At 73.1% G+C, this 19327-nt stretch carries 16 protein-coding genes and 1 tRNA gene; 12 read left to right on the top strand and 5 right to left on the bottom strand.

Going from position 1 to position 19327, the window contains the following annotated elements; translation table 11 throughout:
- Positions 1-21: 21 nt before the first annotated feature.
- The 3 genes from ACIP67_RS15840 to ACIP67_RS15830 form a co-directional block, all read right to left on the bottom strand.
- Complete coding sequence (locus ACIP67_RS15840; protein WP_401692202.1) at positions 22-1599, bottom strand: Stp1/IreP family PP2C-type Ser/Thr phosphatase; 1578 nt, start codon at positions 1597-1599, stop codon at positions 22-24.
- A gap of 92 nt (positions 1600-1691) precedes the next feature.
- A complete protein-coding gene (locus ACIP67_RS15835) occupies positions 1692-2207 on the bottom strand; it encodes an FHA domain-containing protein (protein WP_401692200.1) in 516 nt (171 codons plus the stop codon).
- 10 nt (positions 2208-2217) lie between these two features.
- Positions 2218-3087, bottom strand: coding sequence for an FhaA domain-containing protein (locus ACIP67_RS15830; RefSeq protein ID WP_401692198.1), 870 nt, complete (start codon positions 3085-3087; stop codon positions 2218-2220).
- A gap of 452 nt (positions 3088-3539) precedes the next feature.
- Here ACIP67_RS15830 and ACIP67_RS15825 point away from each other — a divergent pair.
- The 7 genes from ACIP67_RS15825 (at position 3540) to ACIP67_RS15795 (ending at position 10833) form a co-directional block, all read left to right on the top strand.
- Positions 3540-3623: transfer RNA gene (locus ACIP67_RS15825), tRNA-Leu, on the top strand.
- Positions 3624-4052: 429 nt separating this feature from the next.
- Positions 4053-5504, top strand: coding sequence for a DUF2252 domain-containing protein (locus ACIP67_RS15820; RefSeq protein ID WP_401692196.1), 1452 nt, complete (start codon positions 4053-4055; stop codon positions 5502-5504).
- A gap of 45 nt (positions 5505-5549) precedes the next feature.
- Positions 5550-6347, top strand: a complete 798-nt coding sequence (locus ACIP67_RS15815) for a hypothetical protein (protein ID WP_401692194.1) — start codon at positions 5550-5552, stop codon at positions 6345-6347.
- 158 nt (positions 6348-6505) lie between these two features.
- On the top strand, positions 6506-6835 hold the full coding sequence (locus ACIP67_RS15810) for a rhodanese-like domain-containing protein (RefSeq protein WP_389519396.1): 330 nt from the start codon (positions 6506-6508) through the stop codon (positions 6833-6835).
- A 1369-nt stretch (positions 6836-8204) separates the two neighbouring features.
- On the top strand, positions 8205-8837 hold the full coding sequence (locus ACIP67_RS15805; RefSeq protein ID WP_401692192.1) for a DUF5819 family protein: 633 nt from the start codon (positions 8205-8207) through the stop codon (positions 8835-8837).
- The gene (locus ACIP67_RS15800) at positions 8834-10054 is read left to right on the top strand and encodes an HTTM domain-containing protein (RefSeq protein WP_401692190.1); all 1221 of its coding nucleotides are present in this window, start codon (positions 8834-8836) and stop codon (positions 10052-10054) included. Before ACIP67_RS15805 ends, ACIP67_RS15800 begins: the two co-directional genes overlap by 4 nt.
- The gene (locus ACIP67_RS15795) at positions 10051-10833 is read left to right on the top strand and encodes a TrmH family RNA methyltransferase (protein ID WP_401692188.1); all 783 of its coding nucleotides are present in this window, start codon (positions 10051-10053) and stop codon (positions 10831-10833) included. The genes ACIP67_RS15800 and ACIP67_RS15795 overlap by 4 nt, the downstream gene beginning before the upstream one ends.
- Positions 10834-10840: 7 nt before the next feature.
- On the opposite strand, the gene paaN is transcribed toward ACIP67_RS15795, so the two are convergent.
- Positions 10841-12532 (bottom strand): phenylacetic acid degradation protein PaaN, encoded by a 1692-nt coding sequence (paaN, locus tag ACIP67_RS15790; RefSeq protein WP_401692186.1) that lies wholly within the window; start codon positions 12530-12532, stop codon positions 10841-10843.
- Between the two features lie 212 nt (positions 12533-12744).
- Between paaN and ACIP67_RS15785 the strand changes: the two genes are divergently transcribed.
- Positions 12745-14268, top strand: coding sequence for a 3-hydroxyacyl-CoA dehydrogenase (locus ACIP67_RS15785; RefSeq protein ID WP_401692185.1), 1524 nt, complete (start codon positions 12745-12747; stop codon positions 14266-14268).
- Positions 14265-14855 (top strand): TetR/AcrR family transcriptional regulator, encoded by a 591-nt coding sequence (locus ACIP67_RS15780; protein ID WP_401692184.1) that lies wholly within the window; start codon positions 14265-14267, stop codon positions 14853-14855. The genes ACIP67_RS15785 and ACIP67_RS15780 overlap by 4 nt, the downstream gene beginning before the upstream one ends.
- A 66-nt stretch (positions 14856-14921) precedes the next feature.
- Here the strand turns inward: ACIP67_RS15780 and ACIP67_RS15775 are convergent, their stop codons facing one another.
- On the bottom strand, positions 14922-15407 hold the full coding sequence (locus ACIP67_RS15775; RefSeq protein WP_401692183.1) for an Lrp/AsnC family transcriptional regulator: 486 nt from the start codon (positions 15405-15407) through the stop codon (positions 14922-14924).
- A gap of 190 nt (positions 15408-15597) precedes the next feature.
- On the opposite strand from ACIP67_RS15775, the gene pdhA reads away from it, so the two are divergent.
- The 3 genes from pdhA to ACIP67_RS15760 are packed head-to-tail and all read left to right on the top strand — an operon-like array spanning position 15598 to position 19303.
- Positions 15598-16731: a pyruvate dehydrogenase (acetyl-transferring) E1 component subunit alpha gene (gene pdhA / locus ACIP67_RS15770; protein ID WP_401692182.1), complete on the top strand. Its 1134-nt coding sequence runs from the start codon at positions 15598-15600 to the stop codon at positions 16729-16731.
- The gene (locus ACIP67_RS15765) at positions 16731-17735 is read left to right on the top strand and encodes an alpha-ketoacid dehydrogenase subunit beta (RefSeq protein ID WP_401692181.1); all 1005 of its coding nucleotides are present in this window, start codon (positions 16731-16733) and stop codon (positions 17733-17735) included. Before pdhA ends, ACIP67_RS15765 begins: the two co-directional genes overlap by 1 nt.
- A complete protein-coding gene (locus tag ACIP67_RS15760) occupies positions 17735-19303 on the top strand; it encodes a dihydrolipoamide acetyltransferase family protein (protein WP_401692180.1) in 1569 nt (522 codons plus the stop codon). Before ACIP67_RS15765 ends, ACIP67_RS15760 begins: the two co-directional genes overlap by 1 nt.
- Positions 19304-19327: the final 24 nt, after the last annotated feature.

Raw genomic sequence — 19327 nt, 5'->3', positions numbered from 1 at the left:
ACGGGGCCTCTCACGGCTTGCCTACTGCTTACCGCACAGCGAGACGACCTTCTGCTCCTCCTCCGAGAGGCTGGGGCCGGGGCTGGGAGTGGCGGTCGCGGTTGCGGACGGGGACGCGGACACCGAGGGGCTCGGTGTCGCCTTGGACGTGAGGGAGGAGGGAGTGGTTCCCGTGGTGCCTCCGGCCTCGCCCTCGCCCGTCTTGGAGGTCTTCTCGCTCGGGCTCTTGGCCTGCTGGGCCGTCTCCGCCTGCTTGCGGCACGCGGAGGCCTGCACGGCCAGTTCGTCGATCTTCTTCCGGGCGGTGGACAGACTGCCCTCGGCGATCGTCGCCTCGACCAGCTTCTGCTGGTACTCGGGGAGGTACTTGAGTTCGATCTCGGGGTGGTCCTTCTCCACCTTCGACAGCGACACCCAGGCCAGGTCCTGGCTGATGCCCCGGTACAGCGCGACGTGCTCGCCCTTGGTGCCGACGTAGTACTGCGTCTGCGTCCAGCGCCAGCCGCCGTACAGGCCGCCGCCGATGACGGCGAGGGCGAGACCGCCGTAGAGGGATCTCTTCAGCCACCTGCGGCCCTTGCGCGGTTTGACGAAGTCGTCGTCGGTGTAGTCGCCGAAGCCGCCGGTGGGGATGAACCCGGTCACGTCGCCGGAGCCGGGCGGGCCGAACTCGCCGCCGCCCTGTCCGCCGCCGCGGCGGCCGAGGCCCGCGGCGCGGCCGGCGGGGGTCTGCATGATGCCGTTGTCGTGCAGCTGGTGCTGGTTCTCGGCGACGGCGCCGACCACGACCGGGGTGTCGGACAGCTGCCCGGCCAGGGTGTCACCGGTGTCCAGGTCGAGGACGTCGGCGACGATCACCGTGATGTTGTCGGGTCCGCCGCCGCGCAGCGCGAGCTGGATCAGCTCCTGCACGGTCTCCTGCGGGCCCTGGTAGCTGGCGAGGGTGTCCTCGAGGGTCTGGTGGGAGACGACGCCGGAGAGGCCGTCGGAGCAGATCAGGTAGCGGTCGCCGGCCCGGACCTCGCGGATCGACAGGTCGGGTTCGACGTGCTCACCGCTGCCGAGCGCCCGCATCAGCAGGGAGCGCTGGGGGTGGGTGGTGGCCTCTTCCTCGGTGATGCGGCCCTCGTCGACCAGCCGCTGGACCCAGGTGTGGTCCTGGGTGATCTGCGTCAGCGCCCCGTCGCGCAGCAGATAGGCGCGTGAGTCGCCGACGTGCACCAGGCCGAGCCGCTGGCCCGTCCACAGCAGGGCGGTGAGCGTCGTCCCCATGCCTTCGAGCTGGGGGTCCTCCTCGACCAGGGCGCGCAACTGGTCGTTGGCGCGCTGCACGGCCGTACCGAGCGAGGTGAGGACGTCGGAGCCGGGCACGTCGTCGTCGAGCGCGACGATCGTGGAGATCGCCTCGGAGGAGGCGACCTCACCGGCGGCGGCGCCGCCCATGCCGTCGGCGATGGCGAGCAGGCGCGGACCGGCGTAGCCGGAGTCCTCGTTGCCCTCCCGGATCATCCCCTTGTGCGATCCGGCGGCGAAGCGCAGTGACAGACTCATGCCCACCTCGCCCGTCGGCCCCGGGTACAGCCGGTCGTGTCGAGCCACACTGCCCACCCTCCGGTCGGGAGCGCGCCGGGGCCCGGGGTGCCGGCCGCCGCCGCGTGCTCGCTCCGCTCGCGCTCACTCATGATGTAGCACTACTTCCGCAGCTCGATGACGGTCTTGCCGATACGGATCGGCGCGCCCAGCGGGATCGGTGTGGGAGTCGTCAGCCGGTTTCGGTCGAGGTACGTGCCGTTGGTGGAGCCCAGGTCCTCGACGATCCACTGGCCGTCGCGGTCCGGGTAGATCCTGGCATGGCGGCTGGAGGCGTAGTCGTCGTCCAGCACGATCGTGCTGTCGTGCGCGCGGCCCAGCGAGATCGTCTGGCCCTGGAGCGCGACGGTCGTGCCGGTGAGAGTGCCTTCGGTCACCACCAGCTTGGAGGGGGCGTTACGGCGCTGGCGGCCGCCGCCGGCCTGCTGGCGCTGCTGCGGGGGCGCGGCCTGCCGGGCGGCGGCCTGCTGCGCCCGTCCGCCCTCCCGGCGCGCGCCGCGCTGGGTGACGCGCGTACCGAACAGGTCGCTGCGGATGACCTGCACGGCCACGATCACGAACAGCCACAGTACGGCCAGGAAACCCAGCCGCATGACCGTGAGGGTCAGCTCTGACATTGCCCCCGCTTCACCCTTCGGCTTGCCTATAGATAACGGTGGTGCTGCCCACGACGATCCGCGAGCCGTCGCGGAGCGTAGCGCGGGTGGTGTGCTGCCCGTCCACCACGATGCCGTTGGTGGAGCCGAGATCCTGGATCGTCGAGGGCGAACCGGTCCGGATCTCGCAGTGCCGGCGCGAGACGCCGGGGTCGTCGATCCGCACGTCGGCCTCCGTGCTGCGACCCAGCACGAGCGTGGCGCGGGAGATCTGGTGGCGGGTGCCGTTGATCTCGATCCAGTGGCGGGTGCGGGAACCGGGCTGCGGTGCGCCGACCGGGCCGCCGCCGGCCGAGCCGGGGCGCCGGCCGCCTGCCGCGGGCGGGTAGCCGTAGCCGCCGGCGCGGGCGCCGGGCGGTGGGGAGGACGGCATGGGCGGTGCGGCGGACGCGGCGGCGGGCGGATGGCCGTAGCCGCCGGGGCGCTGGCCGCCGGCCGCGGGTGCGCGCTCGGGTTCCTGGCTGCTGGAGGAGGCGAGCGTACGGCTGCGCACGCGGTACAGGCCGGTGTCGAGGTCGTCCGCCTTCTCCAGGTTGACCTTGATCGCTCCCATGAAGGTGTAGCGCTGCTGCTTGGCGTAGTCGCGCACCATGCCGGCGAGCTCGTCGCCGAGCTGGCCGGAGTAGGGGCTGAGGCGCTCGTAGTCCGGCGCGCTCAGCTCCACGATGAAGTCGTTGGGCACGACCGTGCGGTCACGGTTCCAGATCGTCGCGTTGTTGTCGCACTCCCGCTGGAGCGCTCCGGCGATCTCCACGGGCTGGACCTCGGACTTGAAGACCTTGGCGAAGGTGCCGTTGACCAGACCCTCGAGACGCTGCTCGAACTTCTTCAGGACTCCCATGGGGCACCTCCTCCGTCGTGACTTGCGTCCCGCGTCCTGCTGCTTACCTGGTACTGCTTACTGATCGTATCCACGCGCCGGTGAATCGGCTGGTTCCCCCTGTCGGCCCCGTCGACGGGTGTCGACACCCTCTCCCTACCTGCTTCTGCCCAGGATCCGTTCCCCTGTTTCGGTCGGGGGCCGTACCTGTTTCTGCCCAGGATCGTAGAGGCGGCCGAGGACCAGTGTCCCGCACCTGACTGTGGACCTGGCCCGGCTGCCGGGGAGACGGCCGTCATAGGTACGAGGTTGATACGTGAACCGGTCGCCGCCGGGACGTTCCGTGTCGCCGCACGTCCTTGGCCCCCTGCCCAGGGAGAAGGGATGTGAAGGCACCCTCGCCAGCGTGCTAATGTTCTGCATGTCGGAAGGCGCCGGGCCGAAAAGCCCACAAGCCCGAGGACACACCCAATGCGCGGGTGGCGGAATAGGCAGACGCGCTGGATTCAGGTTCCAGTGCCCGCAAGGGCGTGGGGGTTCAACTCCCCCCTCGCGCACAGCGGAAGCCCCGCAGGTCTTAGACCTGCGGGGCTTCTTCGTGTTCGGGGTGGGTGTGTTCGGGGTGTTCGGGGTGGGGTGTCTTGTCTTCGGGGTGTTCGGGGTGGGGTGTCTTGTCTTCGGGGCGCGGGGGCGGCGGCGAGCTGTGGTGTCGTGCGGGTGCGGGTGCGGGTGCGGGTGCGGGTGCGGGTGCGTGTGGGGCTGGGGCTGGGGCTGGTGTACGGGGTTCGCGCGCGTGAGCTATCTCACGGGCCGGATGTCGGGGTGCGAGGGGGCGTCGGCGTGAGTCGTGGGGGAGTTGTCCACAGGTGGGGAGTTGTCCACAGGTCTGACGCGGTTCGGTCGTCGAGCTGTACGGTCGGCTCGAGTTGATGTTCGGCTCGTCGGGCCGGGGTACGGATGACGCGTTACATGCGGGGGAGGCGGTCATGGTGGCCGAGGTGACCGAGGGCGGAGCTGGACGGGCCGCGGGTGCGGGTGTGGGTGCGGTCGGGAAAGAGCGGCTGCCGCGGGTGCCCGGGTTCGCCGAGTGGCCTGCCGCGGGATCTACCAAGGAGGAGGGCAAGGCGCTGCGTCACCGGGTGCCGCGCGCGGCCCACGCCGGACTCGACCTGGACCCCTCCCGTCCGGACGCGGTGACGGCGGTCGAGGAGTCCAACCAGGGCCGTATCCCCGACCTCACCCCGATAAGGGTGGGACGGATGGCGGCCACACCGTTCGCGTTCCTGCGCGGCTCGGCGGGCCTCATGGCGTACGACCTCGCCCGCACCCCCATGACCGGGATCCGGGCCAGGATCTGCGGCGACGCGCACGCGGCCAACTTCGGTCTGTACGGCGACGCCCGCGGCCGCCTGGTCATCGACCTGAACGACTTCGACGAGACCGTCGACGGTCCCTGGGAGTGGGACCTCAAGCGGCTCGCGACCTCGCTGGTGCTCGCGGGCCGGGCGGCCGGCGCAGACGAGGACACCTGCCGCAGCGCGGCCCATGACGCGGCCGGTGCCTACCGCCGCACCATGCGCCTGCTGGCGAAGCTGCCCGCGCTGGACGCGTGGAACGCCATCGCCGACGAGGAGTTGGTCTCCCACACCGACGCCCACGACCTGCTCGGCACCCTCGAGCGGGTCTCGGAGAAGGCGCGGGCCAACACCAGCGGGCGGTTCGCGGCGAAGTCGACCGAGCCCACGCCGGAAGGGGGGCGCCGCTTCGTCGACGCCCCGCCGGTGCTGCGGCGCGTGTCCGACGCGGAGGCGGCGGCGGTCGCCGCGTCCCTGGAGCAGTACGTGACCACACTCCCCGAGGACCGCCTGCCCCTCCTCGCCCGGTACGCGGTGCACGACGTCGCCTTCCGGATCGTCGGCACGGGCAGCGTCGGGACCCGGTCGTACGTCGTCCTGCTGCTGGACCACCGGGGAGAGCCGCTGGTGCTCCAGGTGAAGGAGGCCCGCCCGTCGGCGCTGGTGCCGCACCTGCGGACCGCCGGCCTCGACGCCCCGGACGTGGGCCACGAGGGGCGGCGGGTGGTCCTCGGCCAGAAGCGGATGCAGGTCGTCAGCGACATCCTGCTCGGCTGGACCACCGTCGACGGCCGCCCCTTCCAGGTCCGCCAGTTCCGCAACCGCAAGGGCAGCGTCGACCCCGCCGCCCTCGCCGCCGACCAGATCGACGACTACGGCCGGATGACCGGCGCCCTCCTGGCCCGCGCCCACTCCCACAGCGCCGACCCCCGCCTCGTCGCCGGCTACTGCGGCAAGAACGACGAGCTGGACGAGGCGGTGGCGGCGTTCGCCGTCGCGTACGCCGACCGCACGGAGGCGGACCACGCGGACCTGGTGGCGGCGGTGCGGGCGGGGAGGATCGCGGCGGAGACGGGCGTGTGAGGTGAGGGTCACGGAGCCCGCCCGCCCGTGGCCTACGCTGGTCGGGTGACGACCCCCGAAGCTGAGCAGGCACGGCCCGAGGAGCGGCTCGAGCAGGCCGTGCGGGCCGCTGAGCAGGCGCTGATCGAGTTCGAGATCGCGGTGGAGACCTTCCGCGTCGAGGTCGAGAACTTCTCGCGGCTCCACCACCAGAAACTCGGTCCCATGTACACCCGGCTCGACGAGCTGGAGGCGCTGATAGCCGAGGCCCGTGCCGCCCGCAGCGGTGACCCGGAGGACGCGCGCAAGGCGGCCGAGGCGCGGGCGCGGGTGCTGCCGATGCCCGGGGTCGAGGAGCTGTTCCACGGCTGGATGGACGGTGACGGGCTGTTCCCGGAGGCCGCGGCGATGCTCACCGAGCAGCCTGTGCGGCCGCCGGAGCGGGTGCGGCCCAGTGACGAGGCCCGCAAGCTCTACCGCGAGCTGGCCCGCAAGGCCCACCCGGACCTGGCGCAGGAGGAGACGGAGCGGACGCGGCGCGAGGAGTTCATCACCCGCGTCAACGCCGCCTACGCCCGTGGCGACGAGGCCGCGCTGCGGACCCTGGCCGAGGAGTGGGCGGCCGGTCCGGCGCCCGCGGAACGCAAGCCGAGCCCCAGCGAGGAGCTCTACGCCCGCCTGGAGTGGCTCGCCGAGCGCAAGGAACTGCTCGCGACGGCCGCCCGTGAGCTGGAGGAGAGCGCGATCGGCGGGATGCTCCGGCTGGCACCGGACGATCCCGACCGTCTCCTCGACGAGATCGCCGACCAGCTGCTGGCGGAGGTTGCCAAGAAGGAGGCCGAGCTGGCGGAGCTGGTGGGGTAGTCGCCCCGGCGGGGCCGTGGCCGTCTCGACGCGGGCGGTGAGGATGACCGCGCGACGGTGGTGACGGCGGCGTGGGGCGGGGGCGGCGGCGTGGGGCGGTGGTCCGGTCGGGGTGCGTGCCGTCCGGTAGCGTCGGGAGTATGAGTTTCGGAGCTGGTGTGCCCACGGTCGAGGTCGGGGACCTCAAGGACGACGACTTCCTGCTGGACGTCCGCGAGGACGACGAGTGGCAGGCGGGTCATGCCGAGGGGGCACTGCACATTCCCATCAGCGAGTTCGTCGCGCGGTACGGCGAGCTGACCGAGGCGGCGCCGCAGGACGGGCGGGTCCATGTGATCTGCCGCTCCGGTGGCCGGTCGGCCCAGGTCACGATGTACCTGGTGCAGCAGGGCATCGACGCGGTGAACGTCGAAGGCGGCATGCAGTACTGGGCGACGGTCGGCCGTCCGGTCGTGACCGACGAGGGACGGCCGGGTTTCGTCCTCTAGAGCGCGGGTCCTGCGGGTCCTGCGGGTTCCGCAAGTTCCGCAAGTTCCGCGAGTTGCGCGGTTTCTTCGGTGCTCTGCGGGTTCCTCCAGCACCCTCACAGGCGGGTCGGCTGGGCTGACGGTGTGTCATGAGTGGGGCCGGCGAGTGGCGTTCGGGAGCGGGCGTGGTCGGCCGGGTCCGGTTCTCGCCCCGGCCCGTTCAGCGGGCGAAGTCCCCTCCGCCGTCTCCGTCAGAGGGTGTGACGGGCAGGCGAGGACATGGCCCGCCCGGGTCTCCTCCGGCTCCAGCGCGAAGGTGCGGTCCATCCGCACCTCTCCGGAGACCAGGAAGGCCCAGCGGGTCCCGCACACGCCGCCCTCGACCGGTCGCACGCCCACCCGCAGGGCGAGCGGGCTGGTGCCGGTGCTGCGGACGCCTGGATGCGGTGGTGTTCGGGGTGTTGTGGGGTTCGGGGTGTCGTGAAGTCCGGGGTGCGCCGTGGACCTCTTTCGTCCCGAGTCCGGACGGGTCGGTCCGGGGGGAGGGCTGCGCGGAGCGGGTGGGTCTGAGTACCGTTCCGTGCGACGACTGTGCGACGGCCGTGCGAAGGCCGTCCGGCTGTGCGCGGTGGTGCGCGGTGCCCGGGGCGCGGTCGTGCCCGCGGATGCGGTCGAGCCCGGGGGCGCGGGCGTATGGGCGGCCGGAGGATCGGCCGCCGCGGCGCCGCTCGGTCGACGCCGCACAGTCAAACGGACCGGAATCGGGGAACGGGGCGGAATGAACGCGTACGACGGAGGCTCTGACGCTCCGCGGGAGGCGGAGGCGGAGGCGGAGGCGGAGGAGGCGGTGCGGGGGCCGGAGACAAGCAGGCCCACGGAAGGGCCGCCGCCCGAACGCCGCCCGGCCGACGCCGGCGCCGAGGGTGAGGACCCTCTGCCCGCCGCCGGAATACCCCGGGGCCGCCCCGGCGCCTCCGCCAAGGGCGCGGCAGCCCTCACACCCCTTGCCGAGCGCGACCACGCGTCCGGCCCCGGCTCCAGTCCCGGCCAAGATTCCCGTCCCGGCCCCGGCTCCGGTCCAGGCCCCGGCTCCGGTCCCGATTCCCGTCCAGGCCCCGGCTCCGGTCCCGGCTCCGGTCCAGGCCCCGGCTCCGGTCCCGGCTCCGGTCCAGGCCCCGGCTCCGGTCCCGGCTCCGGTCCAGGCCCCGGCTCCGGCCCCGGCTCCGGTCCAGGCCCCGGCTCCGGCCCCGGCTCCGGTCCAGGCCCCGGCTCCGGTCCCGATTCCCGTCCAGGCCCCGGCTCCGGTCCCGATTCCCGTCCAGGCCCCGGCTCCGGTCCCGGCGACAGCCCTGCCCCCGCTCCCGCTCCCGAAGCCGGTCCGCGTACCGGTGTGGCCGCCCTCTCCCCCCGCTACCAGATCGCTGCCGCCCTGGCGCTCGCGGTCGTCGCGGTCACCGTCTGCGCGCATCTCGGCATGGTGTTCCTGCACGTCGCGCCGTCCAACACGGTCACCAAGGCACACGGCGACGCGATCGACGACTGGATCTACCCGGAGTTCGAGCAGAACTGGAAGCTGTTCGCGCCGAACCCGCTCCAGCAGAACATCGCCGTGCAGGTCCGCGCCGACGTCCGCACCGCGGACGGTTCCTCGCGCACCACCGGCTGGTACGACCTCTCCGCGCAGGACGGCCGGGCCATCGACGGCAACCTGGTGCCCAGCCACACCCAGCAGAACGAGCTGCGTCGCGCCTGGGACTTCTACCTGGGCTCGCACGACGCCGACGACCGTGCGGTGGGTTCGCGCAGCGCCCTGTCCGAGGAGTACCTGCGCCGCATCGTCGTCGGGCGCCTGGAGCGTGGCGGCGCGGCCGGGGAGGGCGGCCTGATCGAGCGGGTCCAGGTCCGCTCCCGCACCACCAACGTGCCGGCGCCCCCCTGGGTCTCCGACCAGGTCACCTCGCGGCCGGTGTACCGCGTGCTGCCCTGGTGGTCGGTTCCGGCCGCCGAGGGAGGTGCGCGGTGAACCGGTTGTCCCTGTCGGTGTCCGCCGCGATGGCCCGTGTGACCGGGGCCGCGCTCGGGCCCTACCAGAGCGCCGTGGTCCGTATCGGCTTCAGCCTGACCTGGCTGCTGTTCCTGCTGCGTGAGTATCCGCACCGCGAGGAGCTCTACGGCCCCGACGGCCCCTGGAGCTGGGAGCTGGCCCGGCGGCTGATCGACGGCAACGGCGCCTTCTCGGCCCTGATGTGGTCGGACGGGCGGGTCTGGTTCGAGCTCGTCTACGCGTGCGCGGTGCTGGCGAGCGCGCTGCTGCTGCTCGGCTGGCGCACCCGCACGGTGTCGGTGCTGTTCATGGCGGGCGTGCTGTCGCTGCAGAACCGCAGTGTGTTCGTGGGCGACGGCGGCGACAACGTGATGCACCTGATGTCCCTCTACCTCGTGTTCACGCGCTGCGCCCAGGTGTGGTCGCTGGACGCGCGGCGGGCGCGGCGCGCGGCCGAGGCACGCGCGCGGGGCGAGCGGGTCACGGACCGGGTGGGGCCCGCCCTGTGGGGTGTGTTCGGGCTGGTGCTGGTCGTGGCGACCGGGACGGGGCGTCTGGAGGGTGATCCGGTCGTGCCGGCGATCCTGTGGGCGGTGTGGGCCGCACAGGGCCTGTGGTGGGCCGTGGGGCGCCTGACACGGTCCGCGGAACCCAGGATCCTGCTGGACGTCGTCGCCAACATCCTGCACAACGGCGCCCTGCTGGTGATCATGGCGGAGGCCTGTCTGATCTACGCGACGGCCGGCTGGTACAAGGTCCAGGGCTCCCGCTGGCAGGACGGCACCGCCGTCTACTACCCGCTGCACCTGGACTACTTCTCGCCCTGGCCCGCCCTGGGCGAGCTGCTGTCCTCCAGCGGCACCATGGTCATGCTGGTGACCTACGGGACGGTGGCCGTGCAGGTCGCCTTCCCCTTCACGCTGTTCAACCGGCGCGTGAAGAACGTCCTGCTGGTGGTCATGATGATCGAGCACGCGGCGATCGCCGTGGTCCTCGGGCTGCCGTTCTTCTCGCTCGCGATGATCGCGGCGGACGCGGTCTTCCTGCCGACGCCCTTCCTGCGCCGGCTCGGCGGGTGGGCGGCCCGCGCGGGCGTGGCGATCGTGGCACGGGACCGGGCCGTCGCGGCGGAGCCGCCGCCGGGCCCGCGCACGCCCCAGGACGCCGAGCCCAGCCGCGTAGGCTTCACGGCATGACCGACCCCCTCGCACTGTGGCGCCGGACGGCCGACGCCTGCGTGCTCCTCGACGGCTTCCACGCCGTGAAGCACGCCGTGCGCTTCGGGGCCGAGATCCCGGTGGCGGTCGCCGTCGACCGGCGGGCGGCGCTCGCCCTCGCCGACGAGCTCGCCCCCGACGTCCGGCGGACGCTGGACGCGCTGCTGACGGAGGTGCCGGAGGCGACGTACGCCTCGCTGGTGCCGCGTCCGCATCCCACCGCCGTGGCCGCGCTGGCCCTACGGCCCTCCCGGGAGGCGCATCTGCGGGCGCTGGCCCGGCTGCCGCGCACCGCGCCGGTCGTGGTGCTCGACGAGCCGCGCAACCTGGGCAACGCGGGAGCCGTGATCCGGCTGGCGGCCGGTTTCGGGGCGACCGGCGTGGTCACCACCGGCACGCTCGACCCCTGGCATCCGACCGTGGTGCGCGGCGGTGCGGGGCTGCACTTCGCGACCGCCGTGGAGCGGCTGGCCGTCGACGAACTGCCGCCCGGCCCGGTGTTCGCGCTCGACCCGGAGGGCGAGGACCTCCGGGACGTGAAGCTCCCGGACGATGCCGTCCTCGCCTTCGGTTCGGAGCGCAGCGGGCTGTCGGCCGCGCTCCGCGCGCGGGCCGACCACCTGCTCGCCCTGCCGATGCGCCCCCAGGTCTCCAGCTACAACCTCGCCACCAGCGTGGCCATGACGCTGTACCACTGGAGCGCCGGGGGCGGGGGCACGGATCTGCGGGGCGGCTCTCCCGGGCCGGACGTGGTGTAGGACAGGTCTAGGCCTCCCGGCGCACCTCCACCACCCGGAAGCGGTTCGCGACGAACGCGCCGTCGGTGAGGGCGGCGCTGGCCGCCGGGTTGCCGCCCGAGCCGTGGAAGTCGGAGAAGGCGGCCGTCTGGTTGACGTAGACCCCGCCGGTGAGGTTGAGGGACAGCTGGGCGGCCTCCTCCAGGCAGACCTCCTCGACGGCCCGCTCGACCTCCGCGTCGGAGGTGTACGCGCCGACCGTCATCGCGCCCTTGTCGCGGATGGTGCGCCGCAGCAGCTCGACGCCCTCCGCGGACGAGTCGACGGCGACGGCGAAGGAGACCGGTCCGAAGCACTCGCTCATGTAGGCGGCCTCGTCGTCCGGTTTGGCGCCGTCCAGCTTCACGATCACGGGGGTGCGCACGACCGCGTCGGGGAAGTCCGGGTGGGGCACCTCACGGGAGGCGAGGGCCACCTCGCCGAGCCCGGCCGCCGCTTCGAGCCGGGCCTTGACGTCGGGGTTGACGATGGCGCCGAGCAGGGCGTTCGCGCGCGCGTCGTCGCCGAGGAGAGCGTCGACCGAGCGGGCCAGGTCGGTGACGACCTCGTCGTAGCCGCGGGGGCCCTCGTCGGTGCGGATGCCGTCGCGGGGGATCAGCAGGTTCTGCGGGGTGGTGCACATCTGGCCGCTGTACAGGGACAGCGAGAAGGCCAGGTTGGAGAGCATGCCCCGGTAGTCGTCGGTGGAGTCCACGAGGACCGTGTTGACGCCGGCCTTCTCCGTGTAGACCTGCGCCTGGCGGGCGTTGTCCTCCAGCCAGTCGCCGAAGGCCGTCGAACCGGTGTAGTCGATGATCTTGATCTCGGGACGGAGGGCCAGGGTCTTGGCGATGCCCTCGCCCGGCCGTTCGGCGGCGAGCGCGACCAGGTCGGCGGCGAAGCCGGCCTCGGCCAGCACCTCGCGGGCGATCCGCACGGTGAGCGCGAGCGGCAGCACCGCGCGCGGGTGGGGCTTTACCAGGACCGCGTTGCCGGTGGCGAGGGAGGCGAACAGGCCCGGATAGCCGTTCCACGTCGGGAAGGTGTTGCAGCCGATGAGCAGGGCGACACCGCGCGGGACGGGCGTGAACCGCTTGGTCAGCGCGAGCGGGTCGCGCTTGCCCTGCGGCTTGGTCCACTCGGCGGTGTCGGGGGTGCGGGTCTGTTCGGCGTACGCGTACGCCACCGCTTCCAGACCGCGGTCCTGGGCGTGGGGGCCGCCCGCCTGGAACGCCATCATGAAGGCCTGGCCGGAGGTGTGCATGACGGCGTGCGCGAACTCGTGCGTCCGGTCGCTGATGCGCTTGAGGATCTCCAGGCAGGTCACCGCGCGGACCTCCGCCCCCGCGTCGCGCCAGGCCCGCTGGCCGGCCCGCATGGCGGGCAGCAGCACGTCGACGTCCGCGTGCGGGTACGTCACGCCCAGCTCCACGCCGTACGGGGAGACCTCGCCGCCCACCCAGTCGTCGGTACCGGGCTGGCCCAGGTCGAGGCGGGTGCCCAGCAGGGCGTCGAAGGCCGCCTTGCCCGCGGCCGCGTCCAGGCTGCCGTGGTCGCCGTAGGCCTTGGGGTGTTCGGGGTGCGGGGACCAGTACGCGCGGGTGCGGATCGCTTCCAGGGCCTGGTCGAGGGTGGGCCGGTGCCTGGCGATCAGATCGGGTGCGGTGGGTTCGGCGGCCATGCGGGACCAACTCCTCGTCGTGAGAGCTCCTCGTCGAGCTCATGACCTGGGCGGAAGAAGGGCAGGACATCGGGAGACGCGGTGCGGGGCGCCTCGGTCGGGCTGGAGGCGGGTGACGGTTCGGCCAGTCAGAGTTAGAGTAACCGAACGATCGGTCGGGACAAGGGGGCCTGCCGCATCTGTGGAAAACCCCGTGCGGGAGGATCGCGCACATGACAGCACTCGACCTCAGCAGCCCCGTGGCCGTCGTCGGCAGCGGCACCATGGGCCAGGGCATCGCCCAGGTCGCGCTGGTCGCGGGCCACCCCGTACGGCTGTACGACGCCGTGGCCGGCCGCGCCCGGGAAGCGTCCGCGGCGATCGGCGCCCGCCTCGACCGGCTCGTCGAGAAGGACCGGCTCACCGCCGCCGAGCGGGACGCCGCCCGCGCCCGCCTCCTGCCCGTGGACGGCCTCGCCGGCCTCGCCGACTGCGCGCTGGTCGTCGAGGCCGTCCTGGAGCGGCTGGACGTCAAGCAGGAGCTGTTCCGGGCGCTCGAGGACGTCGTCGGCGAGGACTGCCTGCTCGCCACCAACACCTCCTCCCTGTCGGTGACGGCCGTCGGCGGCGCGCTGCGCAACCCGGGCCGCTTCGTGGGCCTGCACTTCTTCAACCCGGCGCCGCTGATGCCGCTGGTGGAGGTCGTCTCCGGCTTCGCCACCGACGTCACCTCGGCCACGCGCGCGTACGAGACCGCCCGCGCGTGGGGCAAGACCCCGGTCGCCTGCGCCGACACCCCCGGCTTCATCGTCAACCGCATCGCCCGGCCCTTCTACGCCGAGGCCTTCGCGGTCTACGAGTCCCAGGGTGCCGACCCCGCCACCATCGACGCCGTCCTGCGCGAGTCGGGCGGTTTCCGGATGGGCGCGTTCGAGCTGACCGATCTGATCGGGCAGGACGTCAACGAGTCCGTCACGCACTCCGTGTGGCAGTCCTTCTTCCAGGACGTGCGCTTCACCCCCTCGCTCGCCCAGCGCCGTCTGGTCGAGTCCGGCCGCCTCGGCCGCAAGACCGGTCAGGGCTGGTTCGACCACCGCGGTGACGCCGGGGCCGGCGAGCGCCCCGAGCCGCACACCGCGGAGCGGCACCGGCCGCCCGCCCACGTCGTCGCCGAGGGCGACCTCGGTCCCGCCGCGGAACTGCTCGCGATGATCCGCGAGGCGGGCATCCCGGTCCACGAGGAGGAAGAGGACCACGGCACCCGCCTGATGCTGCCCGGCGGCGGCCATCTCGCGCTCGCCGACGGCCAGACCTCCGTCGAGTTCCGCGACGTCGTCTACTTCGACCTCGCCCTGGACTACCGCAAGGCCACCCGCATCGCCCTGTCCGCCTCCCAGGACACCTCCGCGCAGGCCCTGTCCGAGGCCATCGGCCTGTTCCAGGCGCTCGGCAAGGACGTCAGCGTCATCGGCGACGTCCCCGGCATGATCGTCGCCCGGACGGTTGCGCGGATCGTCGACCTCGCGCACGACGCCGTCGCCAAGGGCGTGGCCACCGAGGAGGACGTCGACACCGCGATGCGCCTCGGCGTCAACTACCCCCTCGGCCCCTTCGAGTGGAGCCGCAGGCTGGGCAGGACCTGGGCGCACGACCTGCTGGAGGAGCTGCACCTGCGCGAACCCTCCGGCCGCTACGCGCCCTCGCTCGCGCTGTACCGCCACGGACACGCCGCCGACCGGCGGGAGGGGACCTCATGACCACCGCCAAGCGGGACACGTACACCCCGGAGACCCTGCTCTCGGTCGCCGTGCAGGTCTTCAACGAGCGCGGCTACGACGGCACCTCCATGGAGCACCTCTCCCGGGCGGCCGGCATCTCCAAGTCGTCGATCTACCACCACGTCTCCGGCAAGGAGGAGCTGCTGCGGCGCGCGGTGAGCCGGGCGCTGGACGGCCTCTTCGGGATCCTCGACGAGGAGCACGCGCGCGTGGGGCGGGCCGCCGAGCGCCTGGAGTACGTCGTGCGGCGCATGGTCGAGGTGCTCATAGCCGAACTGCCCTACGTGACCCTGTTGCTGCGGGTGCGCGGCAACACCGACACCGAGCGGTGGGCCCTGGAGCGCCGCCGTGACTTCGACCACCGGGTCGCCGCGCTGCTGAAGGCGGCCGCCGCCGACGGGGACGTGCGCGGCGACGTCGAGGTGCGGCTGGCGACCCGGCTGGTCTTCGGCATGATCAACTCGATCGTCGAGTGGTACCGGCCGGACGGGCGGGGCATGGGCGAGCGGGACGTGGCCGACGCGGTGGCGCGGCTGGTCTTCTCGGGGCTGCGCCGGGAGGCTTGAGGACCGGGCCCTGTCGTCCGGACCGCGTCTGCGGGGTGATCCGAACGACGGGTCCCGGCCCCCGGGTCACCCCTGCGGCTCCAGGTCCTCCTCCTCGAACACCAGCAGCGTGCGGGTGCTGAGCACCTGGGGAATGGCCTGGAGCCGGGTGAGCACCAGCTCGCGCAGCGCCCTGTTGTCGGGTGCGTGCACCAGCAGCAGGACGTCGAAGTCGCCGCCCACCAGCGCGATGTGGGAGGCGCCGGGGAGCTGTCTGAGCTGCTCGCGCACCGTGCGCCAGGAATTCTGGACGATCTTCAGCGTGATGTACGCGGACGTGCCGTGGCCCGCGCGCTCGTGATCGACGCGGGCGCCGAAGCCGCGGATGACACCGTCGTCGAGCAGCCGGTTGATGCGCGCGTAGGCGTTGGCGCGCGAGACGTGGACCCGTTCGGCGACCGACCGTATCGAGGCGCGGCCGTCCGCCTGGAGCATCCGGAGGATGTCCTGATCGATGGCGTCCAGCGGGCGGGGCAGGGGCTGCGGCGAGCCGTCGTCCGGACTGTCGGCCATTTGTTCAGGTGTCATGTCCCCCCGCCTCTCCGCCGTGGACGACCTGCGTCCATCTCAGGCTGTGGAGAACCGTTTGTCCACAGCCTCGGGGGGCCAGTAGCCAAAATGTGCCGACGACCGAACAATCGGTAGGTGAGGCGGGTCACAGCCGACCCGCCTCCCGTAGCCACCCCCACGAGGAGGTGCCGTCATGACGGTCATGGAGCAGCGGGGCGCGTATCGGCCGACCCCGCCGCCCGCCTGGCAGCCCCGCACCGACCCCGCGCCGCTGCTGCCCGACGCCGAGCCCCACCGCGTGCTCGGCACCGAAGCGGCCGCGCAGGCCGACCCGGAGCTGCTGCGCAGGCTCTACGCCCAGCTGGTGCGCGGCCGCCGGTACAACGCGCAGGCCACCGCCCTCACCAAGCAGGGCCGCCTCGCCGTCTACCCCTCCAGCACCGGCCAGGAGGCCTGCGAGATCGCCGCCGCGCTCGTCCTGCGGGAGCGGGACTGGCTCTTCCCCAGCTACCGCGACACCCTCGCGGCGGTCGCACGCGGCGTGGACCCCGTCGAGGCCCTGACCCTGCTGCGCGGCGACTGGCACACCGGCTACGACCCCCTCGAGCACCGGGTGGCGCCCCTGTGCACCCCGCTCGCCACCCAGCTCCCGCACGCCGTCGGCCTCGCCCACGCCGCACGCCTGAAGGGCGACGACGTGGTCGCGCTCGCCCTGGTCGGCGACGGCGGCACCAGCGAGGGTGACTTCCACGAGGCGCTCAACTTCGCCGCCGTCTGGCAGGCACCGGTCGTCTTCCTCGTCCAGAACAACGGCTTCGCGATCTCCGTCCCGCTCGCCAAGCAGACCGCCGCCCCCTCCCTGGCCCACAAGGCCGTCGGGTACGGCATGCCGGGCCGGCTCGTCGACGGCAACGACGCGGTCGCCGTGCACCAGGTGCTGTCCGACGCCGTACGGCACGCGCGCGCGGGCGGCGGACCGACGCTGGTGGAGGCGGTCACCTACCGCATCGACGCCCACACCAACGCCGATGACGCGACCCGCTACCGCGGCGACGCCGAGGTCGAGACCTGGCGCGAGCACGACCCGATCCTGCTGCTGGAACACGAGCTGACCGCCCGCGGGCTGCTCGACGAGCAGGAGAAGCAGGCCGCGCGGGACGCCGCCGAGGCCCTCGCCGCCGACCTGCGCGCCCGCATGCACCAGGATGCGACGCTCGACCCCATGGACCTGTTCGCCCACGTGTACGCCGATCCCACTCCCCAGCTGCGCGAGCAGCGCGCCCTGCTGCGGGCCGAGCTCGACGCGGAGCGGGAAGGGGGGCACTGATGACCACCGTCGCCGCCAGGACCGCCACCATGGCGCAGGCCCTCACGCGCGCGCTGCGCGACGCGATGGCCGCCGACCCGTCCGTGCACGTCCTGGGCGAGGACGTCGGCACCCTCGGCGGCGTCTTCCGGATCACCGACGGACTCACCGAGGAGTTCGGCGAGGACCGCTGCACGGACACGCCGCTCGCCGAGGCGGGCATCCTCGGCACGGCCGTCGGCATGGCCATGTACGGGCTGCGGCCGGTCGTGGAGATGCAGTTCGACGCCTTCGCCTACCCGGCGTTCGAGCAGCTCATCAGCCACGTCGCCCGCATGCGCAACCGCACCCGCGGCCGCATGCCCGTGCCGATCACCGTCCGCGTCCCCTACGGCGGTGGCATCGGCGGCGTCGAGCACCACAGCGACTCCTCCGAGGCGTACTACATGGCGACTCCGGGGCTCCATGTCGTCACGCCCGCCACGGTCGCCGACGCCTACGGCCTGCTGCGCGCCGCCATCGCCTCCGACGACCCGGTCGTCTTCCTCGAACCCAAGCGCCTGTACTGGTCCAAGGACTCCTGGAACCCGGACGAACCACCGGCCGTTGAACCAGTGGGCCGCGCGGTGGTGCGGCGCTCGGGCCGGAGCGCCACACTCATCACGTACGGGCCGTCGGTGCCGGTCTGCCTCGAAGCCGCCGAGGCGGCCCGCGCCGAGGGCCATGACCTCGAAGTCGTCGATCTGCGCTCCCTGGTGCCGTTCGACGACGAGACGGTCTGCGCCTCGGTACGGAGGACCGGCCGCGCGGTCGTCGTCCATGAATCGGGCTCCTTCGGAGGCCCGGGCGGGGAGATCGCGGCCCGTGTCACGGAGCGCTGCTTCCACCACCTGGAGGCGCCGGTGCTGCGCGTGGCCGGGTTCGACATCCCCTACCCGCCGCCGATGCTGGAGCGCCACCACCTGCCAGGCGTCGACCGCATCCTGGACGCCGTGGCGCGTCTGCAGTGGGAGGCCGAGAGCTGATGGCACAGGTGCTGGAGTTCAAGCTGCCGGACCTCGGGGAGGGGCTCACCGGGGCGGAGATCGTGCGCTGGATGGTGCAGGTCGGTGACGTCGTCGCCGTCGACCAGCCGGTCGTCGAGGTCGAGACGGCGAAGGCGATGGTCGAGGTGCCGTGCCCCTACGGCGGCGTGGTCACCGCCCGGTTCGGCGAGGAGGGCACGGAACTGCCCGTCGGCGCCCCGCTGCTGACCGTCGCGGTCGGCGGACCCTCCGCCGAAGGACCGACGGACGACTCGGACACCCGGGGCGGCGGCGTCCAGGGCGCGGGCACCCGTGGACCGGACGCACCGGCCCCGGGTGTCCAGGGCTCGGGCAACGTCCTGGTGGGGTACGGCACCTCGGAGGCGCCCGCGCGACGGCGCCGGGTACGGCCGACTGAGCCGACGCGGGCGGGACGGCCGACGCCGGAGGGCGAGTCGGCCCGGACGGCTACGGCTCCGTCAGCTCCGTCGGCGCCTTCCGCGGGCCGGGAGCCCGCCGTCGCGTCCTTCTCCGCGCCCGCGGCGGCCCACGGGCGGGCCGGAGGCTCCGCCGACTCCACGGCGGACGGTCCCGTCCCGGTGATCTCCCCGCTGGTGCGCCGTCTCGCCCGGGAGAACGGCCTGGACCTGGCCCGGTTGAAGGGGTCCGGGCCGGACGGTCTGATCCTGCGGGCGGACGTGGAGGACGCGCTGCGGGTGGCCGCCGCCCGGAGGCGGACCGCACAGCCGCCGGCCGGACAGCAGGCGCCGGCGGCGGCGCTTTCGGCTCCCGCCGCCCCCCAGGTCCCCGCGCCTCCGGCCCCCGCCTCCCGGCACACTCCCGTACCACCGACGTTCGCCGCCTCTCCCGCGCCCGTGGGAGAGCACCGCATCCCGCTCAGGGGCGTGCTCGGGGCCGCCGCCGACAGGCTCTCCCGCAGCCGCCGCGAGATCCCCGACGCGACCTGCTGGGTGGACGCCGACGCCACGGAACTGATGCGCGCCCGCGCGGCGATGAACGCCGTCGGCGGCCCGAAGATCTCCCTCCTGGCGCTGCTGGCCCGCATCTGCACCGCTGCCCTGGCCCGGTTCCCGGAGCTCAACTCCACCGTCGATGCGGACGCGCGGGAGATCGTCCGGTTCGACCACGTCCACCTCGGGTTCGCCGCCCAGACCGAGCGGGGGCTGGTCGTCCCCGTCGTCCGCGACGCGCACGCCCGGGACGCCGAAGGGCTCAGCGCCGAGTTCGCCCGCCTCACGGACGCGGCCCGGTCCGGGACCCTCACCCCGGGTGATCTGACCGGTGGGACCTTCACGCTGAACAACTACGGCGTGTTCGGCGTCGACGGCTCCACGCCGATCGTCAACCACCCCGAGGCGGCCATGCTCGGCGTCGGCCGCATCGTCCCCAAGCCGTGGGTGCACGAGGGGGAGCTGGCGGTGCGCCAGGTCGTCCAGCTCTCGCTCACCTTCGACCACCGCGTGTGCGACGGGGGTACGGCGGGCGGATTCCTGCGCTACGTGGCGGACTGCGTGGAACAGCCGGCGGTGCTGCTGCGCACACTGTGATGACGCGGACGCCCGCGCGTTCCC

This window comes from Streptomyces sp. NPDC088812, from assembly GCF_044750285.1.
Lineage (GTDB): Bacteria > Actinomycetota > Actinomycetes > Streptomycetales > Streptomycetaceae > Streptomyces.
The sequence above is the reverse complement of the archived record's forward strand: the minus strand, read 5'-3'. Positions and strand labels throughout refer to the sequence as shown.